At 38.6% G+C, this 19,195-nt stretch carries 18 protein-coding genes and 1 pseudogene; 2 read left to right on the forward strand and 17 right to left on the reverse strand.

Features of this window, described 5'->3' with window-relative positions; translation table 11 throughout:
* Positions 1-241: 241 nt before the first annotated feature.
* Both BLA28_RS34330 and BLA28_RS34335 read left to right on the forward strand, forming a co-directional pair.
* A complete protein-coding gene (locus tag BLA28_RS34330; RefSeq protein ID WP_242880668.1) occupies positions 242-748 on the forward strand; it encodes an AAA family ATPase in 507 nt (168 codons plus the stop codon).
* 90 nt (positions 749-838) lie between these two features.
* A complete protein-coding gene (locus BLA28_RS34335; RefSeq protein WP_242880667.1) occupies positions 839-1,396 on the forward strand; it encodes an ATP-binding protein in 558 nt (185 codons plus the stop codon).
* 342 nt (positions 1,397-1,738) lie between these two features.
* Here BLA28_RS34335 and BLA28_RS27740 read toward each other — a convergent pair whose 3' ends face one another.
* From BLA28_RS27740 to BLA28_RS33260, 17 genes and pseudogenes are all read right to left on the reverse strand, one after another.
* Positions 1,739-2,074 (reverse strand): ATP-binding protein, encoded by a 336-nt coding sequence (locus tag BLA28_RS27740; protein WP_069159568.1) that lies wholly within the window; start codon positions 2,072-2,074, stop codon positions 1,739-1,741.
* A 74-nt stretch (positions 2,075-2,148) separates the two neighbouring features.
* On the reverse strand, positions 2,149-2,364 hold the full coding sequence (locus BLA28_RS27745; protein ID WP_069159567.1) for a defense against restriction DarA-related protein: 216 nt from the start codon (positions 2,362-2,364) through the stop codon (positions 2,149-2,151).
* Between the two features lie 349 nt (positions 2,365-2,713).
* Positions 2,714-3,004: a hypothetical protein gene (locus BLA28_RS27750; RefSeq protein ID WP_069159566.1), complete on the reverse strand. Its 291-nt coding sequence runs from the start codon at positions 3,002-3,004 to the stop codon at positions 2,714-2,716.
* A 23-nt stretch (positions 3,005-3,027) separates the two neighbouring features.
* A pseudogene (glf, locus tag BLA28_RS34735) lies at positions 3,028-4,139 on the reverse strand (UDP-galactopyranose mutase).
* A gap of 29 nt (positions 4,140-4,168) precedes the next feature.
* Positions 4,169-5,167 carry an acyltransferase family protein gene (locus tag BLA28_RS27760; RefSeq protein ID WP_069159565.1) on the reverse strand — a complete coding sequence of 333 codons (999 nt, stop codon included), beginning with the start codon at positions 5,165-5,167 and terminating at the stop codon, positions 4,169-4,171.
* A 15-nt stretch (positions 5,168-5,182) separates the two neighbouring features.
* Positions 5,183-6,367 carry a hypothetical protein gene (locus BLA28_RS27765; RefSeq protein ID WP_141703006.1) on the reverse strand — a complete coding sequence of 395 codons (1,185 nt, stop codon included), beginning with the start codon at positions 6,365-6,367 and terminating at the stop codon, positions 5,183-5,185.
* A gap of 77 nt (positions 6,368-6,444) precedes the next feature.
* Positions 6,445-7,917: a flippase gene (locus BLA28_RS27770; protein ID WP_069159590.1), complete on the reverse strand. Its 1,473-nt coding sequence runs from the start codon at positions 7,915-7,917 to the stop codon at positions 6,445-6,447.
* 7 nt (positions 7,918-7,924) lie between these two features.
* Positions 7,925-9,022 (reverse strand): UDP-galactopyranose mutase, encoded by a 1,098-nt coding sequence (glf, locus tag BLA28_RS27775; protein ID WP_069159563.1) that lies wholly within the window; start codon positions 9,020-9,022, stop codon positions 7,925-7,927.
* Positions 9,023-9,035: 13 nt separating this feature from the next.
* On the reverse strand, positions 9,036-10,220 hold the full coding sequence (locus BLA28_RS27780) for a hypothetical protein (RefSeq protein ID WP_069159562.1): 1,185 nt from the start codon (positions 10,218-10,220) through the stop codon (positions 9,036-9,038).
* Positions 10,221-10,246: 26 nt separating this feature from the next.
* A complete protein-coding gene (locus BLA28_RS27785) occupies positions 10,247-11,299 on the reverse strand; it encodes a glycosyltransferase family 2 protein (protein ID WP_069159561.1) in 1,053 nt (350 codons plus the stop codon).
* A complete protein-coding gene (locus tag BLA28_RS27790) occupies positions 11,299-12,558 on the reverse strand; it encodes a hypothetical protein (RefSeq protein WP_069159560.1) in 1,260 nt (419 codons plus the stop codon). The genes BLA28_RS27785 and BLA28_RS27790 overlap by 1 nt, the downstream gene beginning before the upstream one ends.
* Before the next feature lie 21 nt (positions 12,559-12,579).
* The gene (locus tag BLA28_RS27795; RefSeq protein WP_069159559.1) at positions 12,580-13,728 is read right to left on the reverse strand and encodes a glycosyltransferase family 2 protein; all 1,149 of its coding nucleotides are present in this window, start codon (positions 13,726-13,728) and stop codon (positions 12,580-12,582) included.
* Positions 13,729-13,757: 29 nt separating this feature from the next.
* Positions 13,758-14,813 carry a glycosyltransferase gene (locus BLA28_RS27800; RefSeq protein WP_069159558.1) on the reverse strand — a complete coding sequence of 352 codons (1,056 nt, stop codon included), beginning with the start codon at positions 14,811-14,813 and terminating at the stop codon, positions 13,758-13,760.
* 50 nt (positions 14,814-14,863) lie between these two features.
* Complete coding sequence (locus BLA28_RS27805; protein ID WP_069159557.1) at positions 14,864-15,976, reverse strand: glycosyltransferase; 1,113 nt, start codon at positions 15,974-15,976, stop codon at positions 14,864-14,866.
* Positions 15,973-17,253 (reverse strand): hypothetical protein, encoded by a 1,281-nt coding sequence (locus BLA28_RS27810; RefSeq protein ID WP_069159556.1) that lies wholly within the window; start codon positions 17,251-17,253, stop codon positions 15,973-15,975. Before BLA28_RS27810 ends, BLA28_RS27805 begins: the two co-directional genes overlap by 4 nt.
* Before the next feature lie 17 nt (positions 17,254-17,270).
* Positions 17,271-18,338, reverse strand: coding sequence for an acyltransferase family protein (locus BLA28_RS27815; protein ID WP_069159555.1), 1,068 nt, complete (start codon positions 18,336-18,338; stop codon positions 17,271-17,273).
* Between the two features lie 32 nt (positions 18,339-18,370).
* Complete coding sequence (locus tag BLA28_RS33260) at positions 18,371-18,571, reverse strand: acyltransferase (protein ID WP_141703004.1); 201 nt, start codon at positions 18,569-18,571, stop codon at positions 18,371-18,373.
* Positions 18,572-19,195: the final 624 nt, after the last annotated feature.

Raw genomic sequence — 19,195 nt, forward strand, 5'->3', positions numbered from 1 at the left:
AGTTATTTAGGTTTTTAAAACTGGTATCTTATCTACGTTTAATGCTCCACCTTGCATACTATAGCATAAATGACTGGATTTTTCTAGTGGTATTTGGAAAATTGTGAAAATTCTTCCGCATAGGCTTGCTCATAATAAAGCATTTTTGAAAAGGAACACCTTGACAAATTACAGCTTTCTTTTATAACAAACTCATAAGTTACCAACTTATAAGTTTGTATTTTTCAAAGGTGGGCATATTATGTTCTATTGCAGAGAAAAAGAGCTGGAAACCATGGAAAAGCATTATCAAAAAGCAGACTTTGAATGCATCGTCATTTATGGTCGCCGCCGCGTAGGAAAAACAGCCCTCATCAACGAATTTTGCAAGGGCAAGCCTGTCATTTACTTCTCAGCGCTGAATTCTTCCGCAGGGGAAAATCTAGAAGCTCTGTCCAAGGCGATTTATTTATACCAAAATCCTACCGGAACAAATGCCCCTGCTTTCCGTAACTTTGAGGACGCTCTGGAAGCGATTACTATCCTTGCCAAAGAACAGCGCATTGTATTTGTTATTGACGAATACCCATACCTTGCAAAAGCGGATAAATCCATATCTTCCCATTTGCAGCACCTAATCGACCATATTGGGCAGAGCAGCCAGCTTTTCTTGATTCTTTGCGGCTCTTCTATGAGTTTTATGGAGTATCAGGTACTGGGATATGAGAGCCCACTCTATGGCAGGCGTACCGCCCAGCTGAAAATATAGGCCTTATCCTACCGTGACATCCGTGCCTTCCATCTGGCGCTGCTCTACGGCATCACGGGCGGAGTCCCGCACTATATCAATAAGCTGGATGTGAATGCTGATTTGAATGAAGCGCTCATGGAGAACCTGTTTGCCCCCTTCAGTTATCTGTTCGAGGAGCCGGAAAATCTGATAAAGCAGGAACTACGTGAGCCGTCAATCTACAATTCCGTGATCACAGCGATTGCCAACGGCGCTTCCCGCTCCAATGAAATCTCCACAAAGGTTTCTCTGGAATCCGGGTTCTGTGCAAAATATCTGCGTGTTCTTCTGGAACTTGGGATTTTGAAACGCGAAACCCCGATTACCGAAAAGCCCGGAAAGAAAACGATCTACCTGATAGACGATAATTTCTTCCAGTTCTGGTATCGGTTCGTTCCTCAGAATATGTCAGTCATCAACGCCGGGCAATTCTCAAGTATATATGACAGGGCCGTAAAACAATATTTTCCTGATTACATGGGGCTGGTGTTTGAGAAAATGTGTCAGGATTATCTGCTCCGCCATGCCGGTGATTTGCCTGTTCTGTGCAGTGAAATCGGCCAGTGGTGGAGCACTCCCAAAGACCCGCAAGCAGGTGCATATCGATATTGTAGGAGCTCCAGTTGAAGGAGATGAATATCTGATCGGCTCCTGCAAGTACAGGAATGATTCTGTCGGTGTGGATGAACTGGAACTGATCCGTTCCTATGCGAAAGCTTTTGGAAAAGGCAGCAAATATCATTACATGATTTTTTCAGGGGCGGCTTCACAGAAGGCCTGAAAGATCTTGCAAAGAAAGGCGAAGTGCGGCTATTCACATTAGATGACCTGTATCTGAAATAATGTCCTCCATCATCTTGTACATGATCTCGGCCCCTTTGGTCATGCCAAAGTATACTTAATGCTTCTTACGCTGCCCTCTGCCTTCAGCTTACCAGTCTCACAAAGTTCTTTCAGCAACCGAAACGCTTATGTTATCCCTACCTCCAACAAGTCTTCTGCTTCTTTTTGAGTGATACTGTTGTTTTCAGTCACATACTGAACATGCAGTCTTTTCTCATAGTCTATGGATTTTTCATTTTCTACTGCTTCCACGAGCTCTATTTCAGGAAGTTTTTGTGCCACCGCTGTCTCGTTCACATTCGGCAATGTCACACGGAACATCCCAGGCGCCGTTTCTAATACGGGCCGCTTGTTAACACCAGCATAATTTCTCTGAATTTTTCCCACGCCTGTACCGTAGCTTTCAGTCAAATGCATACGGAAAAATAGTTGCACCAGATTCGGATTCCTGGATGCAGACATTCTAAAGAAAATCTTCGTTGGATCGTCTTCCGATCTCTTGCCTATGGTTGTTCTCTTGGGATTTGTTTTCTGGATCAGCTTGTCATAAATACGGTTGTATTCATAATAAATATAGTCAACACTGCCTTTTTTCCTATATGTGATTTTTCCATTTTCCTGTTAATGCTTTCCACGTAGAGTCTCTCATCAAAATTGTAAATCTCCCTGACCTTGTGGACGGATGGATATGTCCCCAGTCTGACCGGCCGCTGTGTGCTGTAATTTCTTATTGCTCCATTGTTCTTGCTCATTCTGCTCATCCTTCCGCAGACTGCATCGTCTGCTCAAAAATCTCTTTTACACAATCCCCACAAAGGCAAATTACAGATGCATTCACCTACTTGGTTCTTCGGATTGCCACATCCACAAGGTTCTTTGTTCTTCCTCAGGCAAGGCAGGATTCATCCCTGCGCCTGTTCTTTCTTACTCCAATCATGCCGTCTCCTCCAATCTCTTCATTCCCCAAAGAACCACATGTCCGCTGTCCTTGAAAGTCTGGTCGGCAAGCTTGATCAGGCGCATCCGGTTCTAACAGATTCCAAAGCTTGAATCGTCCGGTTTGCCGATGAACTCGTAAATCGCCACGAGGATTTTCCTGTCCTAATTCTTCGTCGCAAAAATCACATGGTCACCGTAGCGTACCAATGCGCCGTAGCAATCTGCGCTCTGATTGAGGTACTCCAATGTCGTGGTGGCTTCAAAACGCGCGTCTCCGAAAAGCATGTACTGTGCAAGGATGTCAGTGATGATGTTCATCTTCTCCCTTGGTATTGCTTTGCCTGTGTTCCTGAATACCCACAGGCTCCAGCTGTTTGACCGCCGATTTATTTTTATCGGTTTGATAACGGCGCCAATACCGGTTGCCATGATAAGTAGTGTTGTTAATTTCATATAACTCTTTTGTTCTCCCTAAATCATCTCAATTCTTCTTCGCACTTTTCCAGCACAGCCGCGATAACTTGATCCATAACGTAGTACTTGTATTCACCAAGGCGCCCACCAAAGATGACATTAGGTTCTTGATTCGCAAGAGCCTTATACTGCTGATATAGCTTACTGTTCTTTTCATCATTAACCGGATAGTACGGCTCGTCACCAGGCTTCCACTCGGAGCTGTACTCACGGCTGATCACCGTCTTAGACAGGTCATTGCCTTCTGCGTCCTTACCGAACTCAAACCACTTGTGCTCTATAATTCTCGTCCATTGGGTCTCCCGATCTGTGTAGTTCACAGCCGCATTGCCTTGGAAATTCGGTGTGTCCAGTAGTTCTGTCTCGAAGCGGACGGAACGGTACTCAAGATAACCGAGGGAATAATTGAAGTACGCATCAATCGGACCTGTGTACACAACCTTATCTGACAAGGCATCCAGCTCTGTCTTATGCTCCAAGTAATCTGTGTTCAGCCTGACTTCAATGCCATCGAGTAGGTTTTCAATCAGCCGCGTATACCCACCGATCGGAATGCCCTGATAAAGAGCATTGAAGTAGTTGTTATCGAAGGTCAACCAAACTGGCAGGCGCTTGATGATAAACACAGGAAGGTCTTTGCAATCTCGTCCCCATTACTTCTCTGTATAGCCCTTGATCAGTTTTTCAAAGATGTCTCTCCCCACTAAGAAGACGGCTTGTTCTTCAAGATTCTGCGGTTCGTGCGTTATCTCTGTCCGCTGCTCATTGATTTTTCTTCAGCCTTAGCAGGGGTAACTACTCCCCACATCTTATTGAAGGTATACATGTTGAAAGGCATAGAGAAAAGTTTGCCCCTGTAGTTTGCCACGGGGGATTTTGTGAAGTGGTTGAATTCGGCAAACTGAGTGATGTAATTCCAAACCTTCTTATTGTTTGTATGGAATATATGAGTACCGTACTTGTGAACATTGATGCCTTCAATATTCTCTGTGTAGATATTACCTCCGATGTTTGGACACTTATCGATCACAAGAACTGTTTGTCCTTTTTCTTTAGCTTCATGTGCGAAGATGGCTCCGTATAAACCAGAGCCTACTATTAAATAATCATACATAAATATTCCTCCTAAGATATTTTATATTCTTACTTTGCTACTCTGCCACCAATAATGAGTTGAAGAAACCGTGGGAAGAACTTAGTTAAAAAATAATAAGCTCCTATTCCAACACTAAAGGCAAATAAAGGCTTTATTAAATAAACTGAAAACGCGGCAATATCACCGTTGGTATGAAAAACTATGTCAAACAATGTATAAATAAACTTGTGAGTCAAATAAATAAAAAATGTTGTCGGAGCAATTTTGTCAACTAGCTTTCTTCCTATTATATTATCGAGTTTCCCCGATAAATAGACATAAAACAACAATGATATAATAATGAATATCCTGTGCAACGGAGTTACATCCACTATACAATCCAATATGGCACTGAGTACATATATCAAAGTAACTGCGGCCATTTTCAGTCTGTTGTCAAATATAGCAAGCTTTGTACTATACTTCACTAAGTAATAACCTATGGTAAAGAATACCATAACATATGTGTGAATTACAAAGCTCGGCACTCCACTGATCCAAATGAATATGGTTAGCAAAAAAACAATGCGTGGAAATTTATCTATCAGTTTTTTTATTGGAACAGCAAAAAGATTACAAATAAACAAATCACGAACATACCATAATACTGTTAAGGCGGGTTTCCAGCTGGTAGATGGGTAAAGGCCAAAAAAAGCATCTAACCAATCCAAAATGTTATACTCTGAATAATTTGCCTCGCCACCCATGTGCAAAGCATAGACCTTCACGCAGTCTAATAGAATCCATAGTGTCACAAAAATAAAATACGGAACAAGTAACGATCTTGTTTTTTTCTTAACATTTTTCCACCAGTTAAAATCTCCTCTACAATAAAGCAGATATGATGATATGATAGAAAATCCAGGGACAGCACAATCAGCGATTACATTGCTAATAAAAGAAGGTATGAATGCGTAGTTCCCAATATTATTTCTATATGCATGTATATATAAAACAAAAATGCAGAAAATTATTTTTAATATGTCAATTCTTCTTGTTCTCTTCATAACACAAATATCGCCTTACTCAGTAACCTGAGTTGTTGATTTCATAGGTACTGAATACTCCATTGCCAAAATAAATATAATAGAAAGAAAATAAGGAATATTCGATGTGAACATAACCAAAATAAGGATGATTTCAAAAGATATCATAGGAAATTTATATTGAGTGTTTTTTATGGCATGGACAAATGCTAATGCATAAAACAGTACAAGATAAATTCCACCTTCTCCCAAAAGTACAGGTAAACCCATTGCAAACCCCTGCCATTCTAGTACAATTGATACATAATTCGCTAGCGCAGTTTCGTTACCAACCCCAACTCCGAACAACTTATGAGACATAAATGCTTGGAAACAAGCATTTATATTATCCATCCGAACAATGTAAGAACCGCTATCTGTTTTTTGATCGAATATAGCAAATCCAATAATTCCAATAACAATCAAAATAATCGGAAGGAACAATTTTAATACGCTTCGCAAATTAGAACTATACGCAGTTCTTCTACCATATGCATAATTAATAAGGTAAAGACCACTTGCTACCAGTGCAATTATTAAAGCTTTTGTTGAAAAGCTCGTCAATATTGCTAATAGTAATACTCCTATTCTAAATACTGATACTTTTTTAGGAACATGCAACTCGTAAGACAAACTAAATAGCAAAGGAACTGCATAACTTGGCGCCTCACAGAATATCCCGCAGTTTCTAATAAATTCTATTCCAAAAAATTCTTGCGTTTGAGCTTCATACATTAAATGAAAATAGTTTGCAGATTCTGTTGTAACGCCTTTCCATGAATATGAATCTATTGATTGTGGAAGAAAATGAATACAAGTTCCGAGAATATATAATATAATAGAAATCAATGTAAAAAAGATAGTGATATCAGCAAACTTCCTCAAAAAGAATTTCATACGTCCGTTCAACCACTGGTTTGAGCAGTAAAGTACGCAGAGAAAAAACGGAATACACATCTGATAAATAACAACTTGCCACCCCACCTTAGAAAACATCAAATAAACTAAAAGGGTTACAAGAAGCAAAATGCCCCTCTTTAAAGCACTTATAGAAACATTGCGCTCCAGCAGAATTAGCAACCCCATAACTATAGATGCCGCCCATGCAAAATAAATATATCTACTCGCGGAATCAATCATTCTAATATACACAGACTGCCCAAAAAGGAATACAATCAGCATAAACACGTATTCCAGAACATCTCTTATTGAAATTTTCAAACAAACCTGACACTTACTGGGCTGAGTTATCATTTCATTCACCTTGCATGTATTTTTGTTTTTACTTTATAAATAATCATCTTTATGTTCTCAAAAAGAAATTTATCTCGCAAAAGACATAAAATTATTCCATATAACACAGCGCCGTTAATAATCTGCAATACTAAAATCACAAAACTTTTTCCGGGTAAAGTACCCATATACGAAACGAAACAACCCATTACAAGACCAGCAATGGCATACTTCCATCCTAGCTTTATCATAGTCTTAAACTTAAAGAAATCTCGTATCAAATACAAATATCCAATAAGTATCAATGTTTCAGCTAGTACAGAGGCGCATGCTGCTCCAACTGCGCCATAAGTAGGGATTGCCATCAAATTAAATATAAAATTCACTGCGGCTCCTGCTATTAGAACATAATTATTCTTTCCCTGCCTACCACTTGGACCAAGATAATGTGTATTGAGGCAGTTGCTAAGTCCGATAACAATTAATAAAAGAGAAAAGATTTGCAAAAGTATGATGCTTTCCTCAAAACCCTCTCCCAGAAATAGCGGTATAAAGTTAGGCGCAATGCCAATCAATCCTGCTGCCATTGGAATGGAAATCAATAGGATAAAACTAATGGATCGATTAAGTCGCGCTCGCATTTCATCTATTTGCCCATGCTGAAATAAGAAAGACATTCTTGATCTCATAATAGTGTTCAATGAGGTTATTGCGACCAAGAGTATTTGTTCAATTTTATGTGCCTGCTCATAATAACCATTCTGAGCTGTTCCTTCAGTCAACATGCCAAGCATTGTTTTATCTAGGAGCGTATATACTGACGTAGCTATTGTTGGTATAAAAAACACCAAACACTGCTTTGTATGCCGCAAAATATTCAAACTCTTAAGTTCAACTCTGCAAAGAACATTTCTCATCGAGAAAAGAAATGTAATATTACCTAACAATGTGGATAATGCAATAAGGAGAATATAGATATTCACATCATCCTTAGTTTTTACAAAGATGAAAACTGCGACTATCATTACTATCTTGACAATGAAATTTCTTATTACAACCTTTGAGAAGTCTTCTATTCCCCTAAAAAGCCATGTCATATCAAAGATAGACGCAAAAATGATAACACCAAATATTAAGCGCGCTTCTCTGTACTCAGTAGCTGTAAAGGACACAACCATATAGATACCAAGGCTTATTGCCATTGTTAAAGCTCTGAGAATCCATAATTCATAAAACACTCTGGATGTTTCCTTACGCTCTTCTCTGCAAGCCGCAATCTGCATCTGTCCATAGGTAGCAATACCAAGGTTTCCAAACAAAATGAAATACTGAGCAATTGAGTTTGTATAACTATATATTCCAACTCCGTCTGCCCCCAACACACGAGATACGTATGGGGTTGTTATCAATGGGGTCAAAAGAGCGAACACTTCATAAGCCAGATTGAAAATATAATTTACCTTGATACTCTTTGGTTTTATTGCATTATTTTCATCCATCACAAATTCATCTTCCTTGTTCAATCTCCTTAAAAACATCAAGAGCCCTGCGAATTACATCATCCATGTCGTAATACTTATATTCAGCCAGCCTACCAAGGAAAATTACATTTTTCTCCTGCGCCGCCTTGTCACGATACTGTTGTGCAAGAGCTTTCCATTCCGCAGTAGGGAATGTGTAAAAAGGTTCCTCCCCATCACATGGAATTTCCTTCAGGATTGTTGTCTTGTCACTCTTCTGCCCTGTTAGTTTCTTGAACTCCGTAATACGAGTATAATCATAATCCATTGGCCAACGTGTACTCGCTACAGGTTGATAGGATTCACAGTCGTGTGTTTCAAAAATGAACTTAATACTACGCCACTTGAGCTTGCCAAGTTCGTTGTCGAAATAATAATCAAGAGGTCCCGTGTAAATCAACTTCTCATATTCGATAGAATCAATTACTTCCTTGTAATCAGTGTTAAGCATGATTTTGATTTCCGGATGGTTTACCATGTTGCGACACATCTGCGCAAATCCACCCTGTGGATTGCCTTGGTACTTGTCAGTGAAATAGCGGGTATCTCTATTCTTGCGGAACGGAATTCTGCTGATGACGGACTTGTCAAGTTCTGCAGGAGAGACACCCCATTGTTTTATGGTGAAGTACTTAAAGAACTTCTCATAGATATCCTGCCCGCCTTGACTAAGTACAACATCTTCGCTAGTCTTAATCTCATCAATCTTTTTCTTACGACTCTCGATAAAAGCGTCCATCTCATCCTCAGATAAGTTCATGTTGTAAAGTTGATTGATGGTTTCCAAAGAAATCGGCATCGGCACGAAATTACCATTTACATAGGACATAACACGATGCTGATATTCATGCCATTTCGTATACTGACAGATGTAATCAAACACTTCCTTATCATTCGTATGAAAAGTGTGAGGACCATACATTTGAACTAATATGCCAGCCTCGTTATACTCATCATATACATTACCACCAATTTGCGGCCGTTTCTCTATCATCAGAACCTTTTCATGCCGCTGAGTGGCAATTCTATCTGCAATAGTAATTCCAGCAAGCCCAGCGCCCACGACAACATATTTAAACTTCATAGCATATCTCCTCTTATTCTAAGTTGAAAATTGTTTTCAGATAATCCTCATAACATGGTGTATAGTAAACAAAATCTTCATTAAGCATATTGGGCAACTCAGCAAATGAATTGTAAACAAATCCACATTTATTTTCTGTGAACATGCGTTCCAGAACAATGTTTTTTCCTCTTTCGATTATAGGTGTTACATGTGCGGCTTCATATGCAAAAAAACGATGCGGCACATTGATTCTGTCAAATTCTGATACGCTAGACTCATCGACTATGTTGTGTAACAGTCCAGCATTGTACTGGCTTATTATTTCACACGAGTCCACCCATTCTTCCGCCGTAGAATCGTGTTTCATGCTCAAAGGTTTCTCCATAAAAAACATATCGGAATTTTCATCTTGCAACTCTTTGTATCTATTTATACCGTTATCATCGTTATACTGCTCACAATGTAGATGAACAACGATGTCTGCATTTATTAATTCACGAATAACATCGATATAATAATACCTTCCTTGGTCACGTTGTCTATTGGGTGCGGAATCAACTCTAAAAGTCAAAATAACTAAGTGCAATTTTCCATCCCTATCTGACAGCTTACCTCGATATTTAATATTGTCAAGTATACAAGACGGCAGAGAATTTTCATCGTAACCAATTAACAGCTTCTTCCCTTTAAAAAGATTCTCCCCATATTTTCGTTCAAGAAACTTCTTTAATTCAACATCATATAGAACCACAGTATCCGAGGCTTGTATTGCCTTAAACTCCCTAAAACTATATTCTGGACGCGATTCTTTATAAGACCTAACAATGGGTTTTGTAATCACGGGTTTTGCTATAAGACAAGTAATATCTGACTTGTCATAATCCCCATAGCTGCAAAGTATATAATCCGGATCAATAGTCTTAATATTTTGCATCCATTCTCTGTTTGCTGCTCTCATTAGTACGATAGAAATCCAACTAAGCCAATTCAATTGTTTGATGTTATTTGTTTTATTGAGTAATCCTAAGCATTTCGAAGTCAAAAATTTATGAGGGATCTCAAAGGTTTTCACCTTGTTACTGTTTATTTCCCAGCTTGGCTCCGTAAAAAAGCGAGTTGCATACACTTCATCAAACAGAGTCAGCGCACCCACCCAGCGTTCCTCACCTAAGTGTTTTCTTCCTCCAAGCTTTAATAAAACGGTTTTATTCTGCATTGTCTTATCTCCTAAAAAATTTACCATCAGATTTTTCCTAATTTTCCCTTGATAAAATACAGTATCCACAATCCCAAAGCACATTTCTTGTTCATAAGTGTGACAATCCTTTTCTGATGGGATAGTAGCTTTTCTCTTTCTACATTCCCAGCCGCTGAAGCATAAGGCTCTTGATACATTGTATCTTTAAGTTCCTTTAGCCTTTCTTTCATCTTCTTCGGATTCTTCTTACTAAAGAAGTAAAGCCTTAAAGCCTCCTCGAATCTCCGTATCACCATGGCATCATATGGTCTATCCAAGTTACCATTAGGTGCATACTTATCTTTAAAATCTTCAAAAGCATTAAAGATACGTCTATTTATATCGAGCGTATTGGCCTTATAGCTTTTTGTTATAGATGTAGGCACTACCACATAATTATACACAGGCTTTTGGATATATGCGGCACTCGCTGCATTCGCATATATATATGCAGTATAAAAAATATCATCGAAAATTCCTAAAAGGTTTATATCGAAACAAATGTTATTCTCTATGAGAAACGCTCTCTTTACAAGCTTATTCCACGGCCCTCCATAACCTATGGTCGGGGTTGACGGGGGATTTGAGCAGTAATTCTGATAAATATCAGCAGCAACTAGTTTATCAATCATTTCTCGCTCACGATATACAAACTCATCAGCAAAAAATCTGTTGTGGATTATCTCGTTTCCCTTTATACGATTAATTTCTCCAATAACGACATCAACATCGTTTTCAACACCCGCTTCATATAATTCCTTACAAGCGTCTAACTCCATCCAATCATCTGAGTCACAGAATATAACCCAGTCACCAGTCGCAGCTAATAATCCGTCATTCCTTGCAGCACTTACGCCACCATTTTCCTTGTGAATAACCTTAATTCGCTCATCTTGTCTTGCATACCTGTCACAAATATCAGGACAAGCATCCGGGCTCCCATCATCCACAAGTAAAATTTCTATGTCTCGTAGTGTCTGATTTATCAGACTATCTACACACCGAACCAAATACTTCTCCACATTATATATGGGCACAATAATGCTAATCTTAGGCATTATATATTCCTCCAGTTTTTTATAAGAATCTCTTGCTTACACCCTTCCTCACAAGTTGTATCAATTGTAATGTATTTCTCGCTCTGACTAACTCTTGGATGCAAATCACATCTTTTTTCTTCGAATAACCGTGCATCCGAATAAAGATGAATTAGCGGTCTGTACACACAACTTTTAAGGTCATACTCAAATACTGTCTGCATACCATGTAATAAAGGATAAGTATCCGAAATAAAATACCTTTCCTTTCCAAAAATCGAAGGATGCCCGTCGTGATTCAAGTACTTATTTTCAAGAATAGTCTTATTCTTATTTTCAGTATTATAGATACAATAATACTGGTCTTTCTTTTCGTCCCAGCATGTCACTAGCAACTCATCATTATTTTTCCAATCATAATGTGAAACTCGAGCCTTATTTTCTAATACATCAACTTTACCATCAACAAAACTATAAACACAGAGGCGTGTTCTCCAATGTGAATCGCCTTTTAAAGTCCAGATATGAAAAAACATAAATCTTTTTCCATCAGGTGATATTGATATATGGTTGATATAGTGCTGGTCAACATTTGGATCGGAGACATCCGAAGCCAAATCTGCAAGGCTAACGAGTATTTTTTTTTCGTTGTTATGAATATCTATATAAAAAATTCCATCGTCATTTGGTGCCACATCTTTGACAGTTTTGTCTGGCAGCACACTATAGCCGTAACCAGGACGAAGCCGCTGAAGTCTTGAAAAATTCAAGCTTAGAGCATAGGAAAAATCGGGTGATACATCGTAAAAGGCATCGCAATATGTAGAAACTGTCCTGTTTTCAGCCAAATTATAGAGCCTGGCAACGTAACTATTTTTGTCCACATCATTATAAAGAACATAATCTTTCTCAAATGGATGCCATCTCAATCGAGCCCCCTGCTGCCAACACCACGCTTGAGTAGATGCGAATCGAGTATACTCACCACTACCAACTTTATAATAGCCTAAATCTGCCATATCCCTGTGTGCATCTGCTTTCTTATCTAAACAATGCACAAGCATACGTTCTTCTTCTACATCAAACTGTGAGATATCATAATAGCCAAAGAAAACATGCTTTCCTTTCTGTGAATATTTTTGGTAAAGCACCGTATCTTCTCCAACCTTAATTCTTGGGTTAGAATGAAGATATTGAATATCCTTAACGTATTTAATAACTTGCTTCATTGCGGTTATTCTCTTCTGGCCTATGACAGTTTTAATTATCTTCTTTACCATATGTCTGTCTCCCCTTTCATATTACGCACACACTTTCATGCATGGCTCTATTGGTAATCCAAGAGAAGCACAGACAATATTCAATTTTACATCTACTTTCTGAGTAAGTTGAGTACCCCCCCCCCGCACCTGTTTAAACTTGTAAAGGGTGCATAACCCATTTGCAGATTGCATTTTCAAGAGCTTTGCTACTCTTTTATGCTGGGCTTGCAAAATGTTTACATCAACTAAGTTAGACGCAGAATAATAAGGTTCAGATTTCATAACTAATTTCAATTCTTTTAACCTTTCTGGTAATTCTAAATCATTCTTCTTATTGAAAAAATAAAATCTCAACATTTCCTCAAAGCGACGAATGACGAATGCAGCATAAGCGGTTTCAAACTGTTCATCTTCATTACAGCACTTCAAGTAATTCTCAAAAGCATTAAAAATTCGTTGATTAATATTAACCATATTTGCTTTGTGGGTCTGTGTGATTGATGCTGAAAACATCATATAATTATAGATTGGCTCGCTAATATAAGCCAAGCTTTCACAACTTGAAAGAACGTATGCGGAAAAGAGCATATCATCACACACCCCCAATAACTCTACGTCAAATAAGATCGAATTCTCCATAAGCAACTTTCTTCGAATGGCCTTATTCCACGGTCCACCATAAAAACCCGTTGCAGGATTGTTTTTCGATGGATTTTTACAATAAGAGGGATATAGTATTGCTTCGACAATTGATTGAATGTACTTACTATCATGAGTAATAAAATCACTATCAAAAAACTGGACATAGCTGATGTTTCCGTCATTCACTCTGTTAATGTCCGCCATCACTACATCTACACTATTTTGATTTCCACATGAAACGAGTAATTGACAAGCATCTAATTCCATCCAGTCATCTGAGTCGCAGAATATAACCCAGTCACCAATTGCAATTGCCAACCCATCATTCCTTGCAGCACTTACACCACCATTCTTTTTATGAATCACTTTAATACGCTTATCTTGCCTTGCATAATTATCGCATATCGCAGGGCACTCATCAGGGCTTCCATCATCAACAAGTATTATTTCTATGTCCTGCAATGTCTGGTTTATAAGGCTATCTACACACCTCGTCAAATCCTTTTCAACCTTGTATACAGGAACAATTACGCTAATCTGTGGCATTACGCATTTCTCCGTTTACTATTCTGTAATTACTTCTTTAAAAGGACAAACATCTTATATACAAGATGCAAGCCGTTTGCTGATCCAGCTTTAGCCATCATCCAAACCGCCAAGTCATATTGATTAATCAACCTGTGTGGATCGACTTTCTTGATCGCGCTTAGATAAGGCTCACTTTTCAACAGCGCCTTCAACTGCTTTTTTTGTTCTTTCAATCCTACAGGGTTCTTTTCATTAAAGAAATACGTTCCAAGCATACCCTTTAATCTTCTAATTACAAGCGCTTCATATGCCTGATCAAATCTCCCATCGTATCCATACTTCTTTAAGAATTTATCCCATGCAGCAAATATAGCTTCGTTAATTTCTAACATTGCCGCCTTGTAGCTATGTGTCACAGAACCATCAAGAATACGATAATCGTATACTGGTTCCGTTATGTATACCACTTTTTTTGCTTCAGCATAAAGATACGCTGTGTAAAGGATATCGTCAAAAATACCTTTCAAACTTGTGTCGAAAGAGATACCGGTTCTGTCAAGCAAATCTTTCTTGACTGCTTTATTCCAAGGACCTCCGTATCCAAAAGCGGGACCATCAGCAGGAGCATCATGGCAGTATTTTCGGCTAAAATCCACACGAACCAAATCATCCAAGATATTTCTGTCATCCGTGCAAAATGGTTTTGCAAAAAACTGGGCGTACTTCTTTTCTCCATCTATGATTCTATAAACATCTCCAATAACAACGTCAGCATCACTATCGATGCCAGCTTTATAAAGCTTTTCACAAGCGTCAATTTCCATCATGTCATCAGAATCACAAAACAGCACATACTCGCCGGTTGCAACTTTTAGTCCATCATTTCTTGCAGCACTTACTCCTCCGTTGGCCTTATGAATCACCTTGATCCTTTCATCTTTAGAAGCATAGTCATCGATGATACTTCCTGAATTATCAGGACTACCATCATCTACCAGAATTATTTCAATCTCCTTTAATGTTTGATTTTGCAGGCTCTCTACACAATCCTTTATGTATGCTTCCACATTATAAATTGGAACAACCACGCTAAACTTTGGCATCTTGTTTCTCTCCTATATTATTACTTTCTATATCTGGCTAACCTCATCGTCTAATCACAAAGCTTTGACCTTACATTCTTTCTTTGCGAAAGTTTATATCTCCAATTTCTTGAACCAACAATTCCTTTTACTATCACATACAACACAACATACGCTTTTCTGCGCAGCAGAATAACGCACAACTTTACCCTTCCAGCCTGACCCTTCAAATCAATGTTTTGAATAATATCACTGAATTGCGAATTGGAAAAATCACTCTTCATATCTTTAATTCTTGCTGAAAACTTAGCAGGATTGTTTGGATTGGCATGTTTCAACTCAATAATCTTCAGGAATATCCTTGAAAACCTAGTGTAGATTCTCTGTTTGAACTCTTCTCCCTTCCCTGTCTGTATAGCAAAATCTATCATTTGCGCATATACGGCCGACATGCTATCACAGATATCTTTTGCATATTTTTTTGTCGCTGCATCCTCATTAAAATTATAATGATATAGGTGCTTGCACTTGTAGTAAATTTTACTAGCCTTTTCAAAAACCCAAAGTGTGAAAACATTATCTTGCATTCTCTTTAAACCAGGGACATTGTATAAATTGTTTCCTTGCAGAAAATCCACATTATACACTCTTGCGTGACAATTTCCTATATCAGCAAATACTTTGGAGTTTTTCTCATACTTCACTGGAATAATTAAATCTAGGAGTTTTTCTTTTTTATCACTCGTGAAAACCAATGTACCCTTTGTTTCATCTCCAAGAAAATAATTTCTATATCGAGCATTAGGCATGTCGTAATATTCATCCCAAATCAGCACATCACCATCTGAACAATCTTTTATATACTGTTCAGCAAACGCTACCGTATCGCTTTCGATCCAATCATCGCCATCCACAAAGCAGACCCATTCTCCTCTTGCATTGCGTATTCCTGTATTCCGTGCTACTGAAAGTCCCCCGTTTTCCTGATGAAGCACTCGGAAATTAGAATATTCCTTGGCGTAAGTATCACATATATCCCCACAATCATCTGGAGAGCCATCATCCACAAGCAAAGCTTCATAATTATTCGAGGTTTGTGCTACAATGCTGTTCAGGCATTTGTGCAACATATCTTTTGGCACCTTGTGAACTGGCACAACAATAGTTATAAGTGGCTCATTCATTTGATTTTCCTCTCCAGAGAAATAACATATAGCGCACGTTTTCCCTCATGAACAGAATCAATACATATTTTATTACCTGTTCGGTTCCATCTCGGATGGAGATCACACCTACAATCGTTGTCATAACGAAACGGAGCACGAACTCTGGCTACTCTTTCAATAAGTCCTGTTGCATTTCCGCTTTCCGTGCATAGGTAAACAGACGCAATACGTTTTCTATTGGGGTATGTGTCTGTAATAATATACCTTGTGTCAGGAGAATAGCTACAATGACCATCTGTATTCAATTTAGGCCAATACATATTATATTCCTGTGTCTTGTCCTTCATCAAATAATAATGGTCACCAGTCTCCTTCTTACGAAGGAAAGACAGAATCTCCTCATCATTCTTCCAGTAGCAGTGAGACACAAAAACATCATCGCTGAGGTTATACATTTCCGTCTTGTCCACATTTACCGTAACCAGCCTTGTATGTTTGCGCCCCTTTTGGATCCAACGGTGCAGTACCATGAAGCGTTTTCCGTTCGGGCTGATCATCAGGTGGTTCACTTTGTGTTCAGCTCCAACCATGCTCTCGTCCGGCTCAAACGCCACCATATCTGTGTACTTGAATAATTCTGTAACTTCGCCAGTTTCGATATCCATTTTCCAGATGCATGGCTTGTCAGGGCATAATTCACCCTTGGTGCTTTCAGGCAAGTTAGAATAACCATATCCAGGGCGCATCCTGTGGAGTCTGGAAAAATCCAAACTAAGCGCAAAGCTGCCGTCCCGCGCCACATCATACACAGGCAGCGGAAGCACTTTTTCTTCACTTTTCGTCTTCAAACTATAGATCACAGAGCAGTACTTGCCATCGCGGAAGTCATTGTATATAATCCTACTCTTGAAATCCGGTCCCATCCACTGCGCCATGCAACTCTGCTGCACATTCCAAGAGAGTGTCGTTCCGATTTTATAGAATTTATTTCCATTCGCAGTGTCAATCAGACCTACTATACCCGGCTCTTTCGGAGCAACCGACTTATATGCCTGTTTTACCTTTATGGCAATCATATAGCGGTCGGTAGCATCCCAAGGAGACTTATCATAATAACCATAAAAATATTCATAGCCATCATCTGGAGAAAGCCGTACAATATCTCCTTCTGACTTAAACTTATCACTCGATGTGGCTACACTTGCGAGCTGATACACACGTTTCGCTGATCTTTTTATAACTGGGAACTGCTCAAACATCTGCTTTCCCGCTTTTTCAATTTCTGTGAATCCCATATTTTCTTCCTCACAATTCACCTGCCAAGCATGATTTTTGACAGGAGATTAAATCGTTTGATTACAAACTTACTAACTATCATTGGGATGGCTATACCTGCTACTGTCGCTACAATAATTGTAACCAAAGGATTCAGTCCCAAGATAGAACTTAAGACTGTGCATCCCAAAGCAACTATATACGGATTGTGCATTAAATAAATATCATAGGAATAGTCGCCAATATTTTTGACAAAATCAGCAACCCTGCTCCACTTTCTTTCTAAGAATGTTAATGCAAGGTATAACAGCAACACACCGAAAAATCCAATTGTATATTTAACTACCTGTTTCAAAAGTCTCAAAATGTACGGAGAAATTCCATAACTAGAGAAAGACAAAACTAATCGGATTGCCGACAGTAAAACAAATCCTAATAAAATATATATCAAGCAGCTATGTGCCTTATTTTCAAGCCAACTTTTAACTTCTCCCTGATCTGCTATATACCGCCCAGCTACAAAGAACACAAACCATATAAAAAACCTTTCAACTATGTTTGGCATTTGAATATAGCAAGTTAGAAGCCCACCTAATATCCCAATAACCATGCAAGTTCTCGTACTTCCTGCATTTCCCAAAAAACTATGTACAAGGAAGTACAAAAACAACACATACAAGAACCAAAGATGCTCTGTATAGTATTCTTCATACGTAAGCAGACCTACAAATAAGCCCTTTATACTCATTGGGACGAAGCCAATGCTTATCATTTTTTGACTTATCGAAGAATTCAAACTGTTTGCGATTTGAACTCCGCACCAAAGCAAAACAGTCCAGAACACATATGGGACAAGTAAGTGTTTTGCTTTGGCAAGAAGGAATCTACCTTTTTTCATGCTCTCATATTTGTTAATTTTATTTTGATACAAGTAGCCAGCAATTATAAAAAATACGGGCATATGAAAACAAATCAGGATATCATCTATACTTTGCAACACCAACCCTACATTAGTTCTGGATATGGAGTGATGAATAAGGACAACAATGATAGCTAATCCTCTTAAAACCTGTAGCGTATTATTCTTATTTTGAGTCGTTTCCATCAAGTTCTATCCTTCCTCTCATTCTACAATGATTACTTCTTGTACTGTAATCTCTTCTCCGCCACAACCGAATAATGTCCAATAACTCTGGCTGGATTTCCACCAACAACTGCCCCTTCAGGAACGTCCTTCGTTACCACACAGTTTGCCGTGACAATTGCATTGGGTTCAACTTTCACGCCGTACATAATTGTGGATTTTACTCCGATAAATACATTATCAAATATTTCAATCGGCTCAGAATAACACTTGTCCCCCTCAAATCAGGGTCATCATAAAACAAATTGTGAAGCACATCGTGAGTACAAAAATATACATCCGTAGCTATTTTAACATTGTCATGAATACTTACCATCTCAGGATCGGCTGGTATGATTTTGGGGAACCAGTAATTATTATCTCCGAATGCTTTAAACACTTTTTCTGCTTTAGATACTCAGCTTTTTTATAACCATTCCTACAGAATGTTAACTTTATTGCAATTAATATTTTGCGAAATCGCTTTTGCTTTTAATTTATATCGAACTCGCATTTATCAAAATCTGATGCATTTCCCAAGGTAAAACAAGTCGTCCAGTTTCCAAATTTTCGTTGTTATCCCATATACTATAAGAGGAATCATTACCCCTGCAACTGGTACAAATCAGCATTGGTACAATACCGATGCCATCATTAAGTCTGACACGAGTGATGACTAATCTTGTCGCAGCAATCTCAAATCCTTGGAGGACATATATCGGAAGCGTCTACTTTCCACAATAAGAGAGCCACCTCTGTCCTCCTATAAGCATCCCAGCCGTAATCACAAAGTCGTTACCGACTAAAGCAATAAAAAACTATATATTACATTGCTTATC

The sequence above is a fragment of the Eisenbergiella tayi genome (genome assembly GCF_001881565.1).
Classification (GTDB): domain Bacteria; phylum Bacillota; class Clostridia; order Lachnospirales; family Lachnospiraceae; genus Eisenbergiella; species Eisenbergiella tayi.